The following is a 7,963-nucleotide window of genomic DNA, read 5'->3' on the forward strand; positions in this document are numbered from 1 at the left end:
GTTCCTCGCCGGGCGCTCCTCCTCCCCACGTCCCCTGACGCGACTCCGTCGCTCAGGGGCGCCGTCGTCGCGACCGGCTCGTTCCTCGCCGGGCGCTCCTCCTCCCCACGTCCCCTGACGCGACTCCGTCGCTCAGGGGAAGGGCAGACCCAGCAGGTCGTTGCTGAACCACTGCACCGCGAACCAGAGGGCGGCGAACCCGATCACGAGTGCGACGAACGACGACGCCGCGCGGTGCTTCTTGGCGAGGCTGCCGCCGATCGTCGCGAGCACCAGCCCGAAGAACAGCACGGCCAGCGGGAGCAGGACGAGGTGGGCGGGCTCGGCCCCGCACACGGCTGCGTCGAGGCGGCCGTCGAGGCACATGGCGCGGCCGGCGCCGCCGGCCAAACCCATGGCCACGGCGAGCACCACGCTGCAGTAGCCGAGGAAGGGGGCCAACGCGCTGAGGGCGCCGGAGCGGTACTGGTTGGTGCGGATGCCGTCGGTGTCGACCGCGCTCATGGTCGACACCTGCGTCTGGCTGCCAATGTTCAGACCGGGATGCTGCTCCGGCTGATTGCTGCCGTAGGGGTCGAAGACGCTCATACGGGGTCCTCGCAGAGTTGTGCGGAGGAGCGGAGCGGGGGAGCAGAACTCTGTGGTGTGTTCATGCGGCAGCCCCCATCGACCAGGCCAGGGCCAGCGCACCGAACCCGAGCAGCGCGTACAGGTACCCGATCCCGCGACCCTGCCCGCGCTCCACGCCGGCGCCGCGCGCCAACGAGAAGGCCGCGAGGACCGCGATCAGCGGCAGCAGCACCTGGGTGCGGCCGGCGTGGTTGCTCACGCACTCCCACGCGCCGCCGCCATCCATGCAGGCGGCGACCGAGGTGCCCCAGTCGATCACCCAGTCACGCGCCACGAAGGCCGCGAACGCGATCGCGCCTACCACGAGCAGGAAGGTGACGAAGCCGAGTCCGGCGACGGTCCGCTGCGGCTGCCCGCCAGGGGCGGTCGGGCCACCCGTGGCGCTGCCCTCCATCGTGTTGACGACGGCGGTGGGCTGGCCCGCGGGGATCGCCGCGGTCGGTGACTGCGTGGTGGGTGGCGGCATCCACGGATTGGGCTGCTGCGGCTGGCCGGCCGGACTCTGTCCGGCGGGTTGGTGCCCTGGCGGCGGCATCCACGGCGCCGGGTTCGCCGGTGTGGCGGGCGCTGGCGGCTCACCTGCCCCTGGCCACCACGGCTGCGTCATGCCCCCATCCCACCACAGGTCGTGCGAGGTCGGCGACGTAGGAAGCACGCCTATCCAAGGAACCCACCGCCTGTCGGACCTCGGACCTAGGATCGACGTCGTGACCGTCGACCCCACCGACCTCAGCCTCGACGACGCACGCGCACAGGTCGCCGACCTCGTCAGCCGTATCGAAGCGGCACGTGACGCGTACTACGGCGACGATGCCTCCGCCGTCGACGATCCCACCTACGACGGGTGGCTGCACCGGCTCGAAGCGCTCGAGGAGGCGTATCCGGTGCTGCAGGCGCAGGACTCGCCCACGCAGACAGTGGGCGCGGCGCAGACCTCCGCGCTCGCCACGATCGAACATGCCGAGCGCATGCTCAGCCTCGACAACGTGTGCTCGATCGAGGAGCTGCGCGAGTGGTGCATCAAGACCACCGCCGCGGCCGGCCGCGAGGTGCGCTGGCTCACCGAGCTCAAGATCGACGGTCTCGCCATCAGCCTGCGGTACGAGAACGGCGTGCTCACCTCGGCAGCGACGCGTGGCGATGGTCGCGTCGGTGAGATCGTCACCGAGAACGCGCTGCGCGTCGCGGGTATCCCCGAACGACTGGCGGGCGAGGGGTACCCGGCGCTCGTCGAGGTGCGGGGCGAGGTGTTCATCCCGGTCGAGGCCTTCCACGCGCTCAACGCCGGTCAGGCCGAGCGCCGCGAGCAGGCGTTCACGCAGGCACGAGAGCGATGGGAGGCGCGGGGCACGGGCAAGCGGGCATTCGACGACCAGCGTCAGCGGGTGGCGGCCGAGCGCCGATTCCCCGCATTCGCGAATCCGCGCAACGCCGCCAGCGGTGGGCTGCGCCAACAGCTCGAGAAGAAGTCCGGGCTCGAGCTCGCGGCAGGGGAGGAGCGCATCGCGTCGCTGCGGCTGTACGTGCACGGTATCGGCGCCTGGCCGAACCCACCCGTGGCCTCCCAGAGCGAGGTCTACGCGCTGCTCGCGGGCTGGGGCCTTCCCACGAGTCCGCACCTGAAGGTGTGCGACTCCATCGACGATGTGCTGGCCTTCGTGGCGCACTTCGGCGAGAACCGGCACTCGATCGAGCACGAGCTCGACGGCATCGTGGTGAAGGTCGACGAGCTCGCCCTGCACGCCGAGCTCGGCGAGACGAGTCGTGCGCCCCGCTGGGCGATCGCGTACAAGTATCCGCCCGAGGAGGTGCAGACGAGGCTGCTCGACATCCGCGTCGGGGTCGGCCGCACGGGTCGTGCGACGCCGTACGCCGTGATGGAGCCCAAGCTGGTGGCCGGCAGCGTGGTGCGGCAGGCGACCCTGCACAACCAAGAGGTCGTGGTGCAGAAGGGCGTGCTGATCGGGGACACGGTCGTGCTGCGCAAGGCGGGTGACGTCATCCCCGAGGTGCTCGGTCCGGTGGTGGAGAAGCGCGACGGCTCCGAGCGCGCCTTCGTCATGCCCGCGGCGTGCCCCGAGTGCGGCACGCCGCTGCGCCCGATGAAGGAGGGCGACATCGACCTACGCTGCCCCAACGGGGAGTCGTGTCCCGCGCAGGTACGTGGTCGGGTCGAGCACATCGGCTCCCGTGGCGCTCTCGATGTCGAGGCGCTGGGCGAGGTCACCGCGGCCGCACTGACCCAGCCCGGCTACGACGCTCAGACCGGTGAGCCGCGCGAGCCCGTGCTCACCACCGAGGCCGGGCTCTTCAGCCTCACGCTCGAACAGATCACACCGATCGAGGTGGTGGTGACCGATCCGGAGACCGGCGAGGCTCGCACCGATCCGACGTCGGGCGACGTCGTTCGGCGCGCCCCGTTCCAGCGCATCGAGCGCGTGTACCCGCCCGGCTGGGAGGACGCGAGCGCGGCGGAGCGTCGCAAGGCGGGCATCCGCAAGGACCACCTCCTCGTGCACCCTTCAGCGCAGGCCAGCACGCTGCTCGCGGAGCTGGAGAAGGCCAAGACGAAGGACCTCTGGCGCCAACTCGTCGCGCTCAACATCCGACACGTCGGCCCGGTGGCGGCCCGCGCGCTTGCGCAGCACTTCGGATCCCTCGTGGCGATCCGGGAGGCGGGCCTCGAGGAGCTCGCCGGCGTCGAGGGCGTCGGCGGCATCATCGCGCAGTCGCTGCTCGACTGGTTCGAGGTCGACTGGCACCGGGAGATCGTGGAGCGTTGGGCTGAGGCCGGGGTCTCGTTCGCGATCCCTGATCACCCCGGTCCCGGTGCAGCCGGCGGCCCCGACGGCGTGCTCACCGGTCTCACGATCGTCGTCACCGGGTCGTTGGAGAACTTCTCACGGGACGGTGCCAAGGAAGCGATCCTCGCCCGGGGTGGCAAGTCCTCAGGCTCGGTGTCCAAGAAGACGGACTACGTCGTCGTCGGCCCCGGAGCGGGATCCAAGGAGACCAAGGCGCGCGAGCTCGGTCTGACGATCCTCGACGAGGCAGGTTTCCAGGCGCTGCTCGACGGCGGACCGGAGGCTGTGGCGGGCTGACTCCCCTGGATGGTGGGCCGGGAGTGGCTGGACAGCGCGCTTCGTGGCACCGAGACGATCGGCTTCGCCTGGCTCACGGTCGTTGGATTCATCCGGATCGGGACGAACCCGGCGGCCTATGACGAGCCGCTGACGCTCGATGCGGCGGTCGAACAGGCGCAGCGCTGGCTCCAGGCGGGACCCGCCAGGCTGCTCAACCCGGCGCCCGACCATCTCGAGATCATGCGTCGGGTTCGCCTCGCGGACGGAAACGCGAAGCGACAACCATTCGTCGGCACGGAACCAGGCCCGCGCGATACTGGGGGCATGATCTCCGACGATCTCGCCCGCGCCCTCCGCGATGCCGGGGTGCGATGGCAGCCCGCCTCCGGCGACCGGTTCCGCATCGACAAGCAGGCTCTTACCGAGGAGGTCTTCACCGTCTCGGACATGGTGATCGAGGAGCACCGGCACGAACAGGGCAACTTCTTCGGCTTCAACGGCACCACCGAGTGGGCCCTGGACTCCGTACCCACAGCCGACACGCTGTGGCTTCCCCGCGAGGACCAGCTGCGCGCGCTGCTCGGCAACGCGTTCATCTCGCTCACGCGCGAGGGCGGCGAGTACCTCGTGACCGCCCAGGTCCAGGGTCACGAGGTGATCGCGGGCCGGGGGAGCGACGCCGCCGACGCGTATGCGCGCGCCCTGCTCGACCTCGTCGGCCTCGCCGTCTCCTGATGCAGCGCCCGGGCTGGACCGCGGACCGGCTGCCGCGACTGGACGGCACACGTGTGGTCGTCACCGGCGCCAGCAACGGTGTCGGTCTCGAGACGGCGCGCGCTCTCGCGGGGGCGGGTGCGCACGTGCTGCTCGCCGTGCGCGATCCTGCCCTCGGCCGCCGCCGCGCCGCGGAGATCGGTGGCTCGTGCGAGGTGGTCGAGCTCGATCTGGCCGATCTCGCCTCGGTTCGCGCATGTGCGGAGGCGATCACCGACCCCATCGACGTGCTCGTCAACAACGCCGGCGTGTACCCGCTGCGGCGCGAGGACACCGCCGACGGCTTCGAGCTCGCGCTCGGCACCAACGTCCTCGGCCCGTACGCCCTGACCGCGCTGCTGCTGCCGCGGATCACCGATCGTGTGGTCAATGTCGCCTCCAACTCCCACAAAGCCGCCACGATCGACCGCGCCGACCCACACCTGCGGCGCCGCTGGAGCGGACCGCGCGCCTACGCAGGCTCCAAGCTCGCACTGCTCGCCTGGACCCTCGACCTGGACCGGCGGCTCCGCGAGTCGGGCTCACCGGTCCGCGCGCTTGCCGCCGAGCCGGGCTGGGCGGCCAGCAACATCTCCAACAAGCCCGGGCTCGGGGCCGTGCACCGGATCGCGCAGCGCGTCGCCCTCACGATCGGCAACGATCTCCCGACGGCGGCCCGCTCCACCCTGTTCGCCGTCGCCGAACCCATGCCCGGTGGTGCCTACGTGGGGTTCGACGGCGTGGGCACCTTCCGCGGCCGGGTCGCCCTCATCGGGCGGTCGGCCGAGGCGAGCGACCCGCGAGTGGGCGCGTGGTTCACGGCGTTCGCCGCACGCGAGACGGGCGTGACCGTCGCGCCTCCGCGGCCCGGGTAGCGGCCTACACCCATCCGACCGCGTCCCGGCTCCGAATGATCACCATGGGACGCCCAGCAGAGCCGCGAGCCGCCGGTGCCGACGGCACCGGTCGCGGCCGTCTCGCTCGCCGCATCGTGGTGGGCATGGCGGCGGTCGCCGCCGCAACGGTTCTGGTCCTGGCACCGGGATGGGGCACGCAGCCGAGCACGCCCCTGGAACGAATGCTCGACGCCGCGGCCGGCGCCGACTCTCACCGGCCCACGCTCCAGACCGTGCAGGATCTCGCCGCGCAGCTGAGCGAGTCGAGCGGCGACCAGCCGGTCGACCCTGACCGGGTCGCCGCCGTGGTGACGCAGCCGGGTGACTACGCCGCGCTCGGCATCCTGGAGGTCCCGGCGATCGGCCTCGATGTCGAGTTCGGCAATGGAGTGGACCCGGTCACGCTGGCGCTCGGTCCAGGTCACTGGACCGGCACCCCGTTGCCTGGGCAGCTCGGCAACGCCGTGATCTCCGGTCACCGCACCACGCACACGGCGCCGTTCCGCGATCTCGACGAGCTCGCTGCGGGCGACGAGATCACGGTGACCTCGCTGGCAGGCGTTGGGACCACCTATGTGGTGACCGACGTGCTGGTGGTCCCCGTCGCGCAGTACGAGCGTGAGGTGCTCGCCCAGCCCGCGGAGGCGGGGCTGCGGGAGTTGACGTTGTTCGCCTGTCACCCGGAGGGCAGCCTCACCCATCGCATCGTCGTCCACGCGCAGGCCGAGTCCTCCTGAACCTTCCAGCCAACGACCGACGAAAGGACGTGTCGCCACCGAACGCAGGATCGCCGCGCACAGGCACCACAGCCGCGACGTGCACATGACCACACCACGAACGAGAGCAGGTGCGAGCACCATGCAGGAGAACAACCAACCCCTCGGAGCAGACCCGGGACGGGCCGCACGAGTGCGGAGGTCGAGCCAGTTGTTCGGCGGCAAGCCGGTGATGGCGTTCCGGACCGAGTCGACGCGCCGCGGCTTCATCGCCGGTGCCGCGCTGGTCGGGGTGGGCGCCACGTTCGTCGCGTTCAACCGTCGCGACCCGGTCGCCTTCGCGGACACCGCGGACGACATCGACATCCTCAACTACGCCCTCACGCTGGAGTACTTGGAGGCGGAGTTCTACACCCAAGGCATCGCCGGCGATGTCATCACCGAGGAGCGAGAGCTCGAGCTCCTCACCCCGATCAGGGACCACGAGCAAGGGCACGTCGACGGCATCAGCCAGCTGATCACCGACCTCGGCGGAACTCCCGTCGAGAAGCCGAGCTTCATGTTCCCCGACGAGACGTTCACCGACCGGGACGCCTTCCTCGAGGCCGCGTCGATGTTCGAGGAGCTGGGTGTGCAGGCCTACCACGGGCAGGTCGCGCTGATCAGCGACGCCGAGATCCTCGGCACCGCGGCGGCGATCGCGGGCGTCGAATCGCGGCACGCGGCCGTGGTCGCCGATCTCATGGGCGGGGACCCGTTCCCCGACCCCTTCGAGGCGAACCTCCCCATGGAGGACGTGCTCGACGCCGCCGGCCAGTTCATCGAGAGCTAGGAGGACACCGTGTACACACGCAAGAACCTGATCCGGGACGCTGGTCTCGCCATCCCTGGGGCCATCGCGCTGACGATGCTCGGCTCCAAGTTCGCGTTCGCCGACGACGGCGATTTCGAGGGACCGCTCGACGTCCTCAACTACGCGCTCACCCTCGAGTACCTCGAGGCGGAGTTCTACCGCCAGGGCAACGAAGCCGACCTCCTCACCGGCAAGGCGGCGGACTACCTCGCCACGATCCAGACCGACGAGGAAACACATGTGATGACCCTGCAGGACACGATCGCCTCGCTCGGAGGCGACGCCGTTCCTGCACCGATGGTCGACTTCGGTGAGTCGTTCGCGAGCGAGGAGAGCTACCTCGAGACGGCCTACACGTTCGAGAACCTGGGCGTGCAGGCGTATCTCGGCGCGGCGCCGAGTCTGTTCAAGGAGAAGGAGCTGCTCACGGCAGCCGCGAGCATCTTCGGGGTCGAGGCACGCCACGCCGCGATCATCGGGGTGCTGCAGAACAAGCCGGCGGAGGGCGGTGTCTACCAGGGCGCGCTCGAGACCGCGCTGGCGCGCGCTGACGTGCTGGAGGCGGCGTCGCCGTTCATCGTCAGCGCCGAGACCCTCTGACGGAAGGGGCGGGCTCCGGGGCCGGTGCGACCACGTGTCGTACCGGCCCCGGTGTGCTATCCCAGCTCACCACGCACGATGCTGTCGCCGGAGTGGGCGGGGTCGCCGTCGAGCGGTTCGGCGGATACGTCGACGATGGCGAAGTCATCCAGGTCCAGCCCGTCCGGCAGGTCGAACGCACCCTCGCTCCCTGTCAGCACCCCCAGCCTGACCAGCCGCTCGAGATCGACCGAGATCAGCCACACCTCGCGGTACCCCTGGTCGGGCGCGGTCTCCAGATCCACGGTCAGCACCCGCTCACCGTCGCGCTCCTCGACGTCTGCACGCCCCTGTGCGTCCCAGCCCGGAAGCGCCTCCAGATCCGCGGACGCGACGACGGTGCCGTGGCTGCGATCGGTGATCGATTGGATCACGACCGTGCCGACCACCCCG

At 70.6% G+C, this 7,963-nt stretch carries 9 protein-coding genes; 6 read left to right on the forward strand and 3 right to left on the reverse strand.

Annotated features, from left to right (window positions below; all coding sequences use genetic code 11):
- Nucleotides 1-132 precede the first annotated feature (132 nt).
- Both ACOJSN_RS17350 and ACOJSN_RS17355 read right to left on the reverse strand, forming a co-directional pair.
- Entirely contained in the window at nt 133-588 is a 456-nt protein-coding gene (locus ACOJSN_RS17350) for a hypothetical protein (protein WP_420113742.1), read from the reverse strand.
- Between the two features lie 61 nt (nt 589-649).
- Nucleotides 650-1,096 carry a hypothetical protein gene (locus ACOJSN_RS17355; protein WP_420113743.1) on the reverse strand — a complete coding sequence of 149 codons (447 nt, stop codon included), beginning with the start codon at nt 1,094-1,096 and terminating at the stop codon, nt 650-652.
- Nucleotides 1,097-1,337: 241 nt separating this feature from the next.
- On the opposite strand from ACOJSN_RS17355, the gene ligA reads away from it, so the two are divergent.
- From ligA to ACOJSN_RS17385, 6 genes are all read left to right on the forward strand, one after another.
- Entirely contained in the window at nt 1,338-3,731 is a 2,394-nt protein-coding gene (ligA, locus tag ACOJSN_RS17360; RefSeq protein ID WP_420113744.1) for an NAD-dependent DNA ligase LigA, read from the forward strand.
- A gap of 9 nt (nt 3,732-3,740) precedes the next feature.
- A complete protein-coding gene (locus ACOJSN_RS17365) occupies nt 3,741-4,448 on the forward strand; it encodes a hypothetical protein (protein ID WP_420113745.1) in 708 nt (235 codons plus the stop codon).
- Nucleotides 4,448-5,341 carry an SDR family NAD(P)-dependent oxidoreductase gene (locus ACOJSN_RS17370; protein ID WP_420113746.1) on the forward strand — a complete coding sequence of 298 codons (894 nt, stop codon included), beginning with the start codon at nt 4,448-4,450 and terminating at the stop codon, nt 5,339-5,341. The genes ACOJSN_RS17365 and ACOJSN_RS17370 overlap by 1 nt, the downstream gene beginning before the upstream one ends.
- Nucleotides 5,342-5,385: 44 nt before the next feature.
- A complete protein-coding gene (locus ACOJSN_RS17375) occupies nt 5,386-6,099 on the forward strand; it encodes a class E sortase (protein WP_420113747.1) in 714 nt (237 codons plus the stop codon).
- A gap of 85 nt (nt 6,100-6,184) precedes the next feature.
- Complete coding sequence (locus ACOJSN_RS17380) at nt 6,185-6,910, forward strand: ferritin-like domain-containing protein (protein WP_420113748.1); 726 nt, start codon at nt 6,185-6,187, stop codon at nt 6,908-6,910.
- Between the two features lie 9 nt (nt 6,911-6,919).
- The gene (locus tag ACOJSN_RS17385) at nt 6,920-7,531 is read left to right on the forward strand and encodes a ferritin-like domain-containing protein (protein ID WP_420113749.1); all 612 of its coding nucleotides are present in this window, start codon (nt 6,920-6,922) and stop codon (nt 7,529-7,531) included.
- A 56-nt stretch (nt 7,532-7,587) separates the two neighbouring features.
- Here the strand turns inward: ACOJSN_RS17385 and ACOJSN_RS17390 are convergent.
- On the reverse strand, nt 7,588-7,963 hold a 376-nt coding region (locus ACOJSN_RS17390; protein ID WP_420113750.1), incomplete at its 5' end, for an anti-sigma factor domain-containing protein.

The organism is Pseudactinotalea sp. (assembly GCF_048594945.1).
GTDB lineage: Bacteria > Actinomycetota > Actinomycetes > Actinomycetales > Beutenbergiaceae > Pseudactinotalea.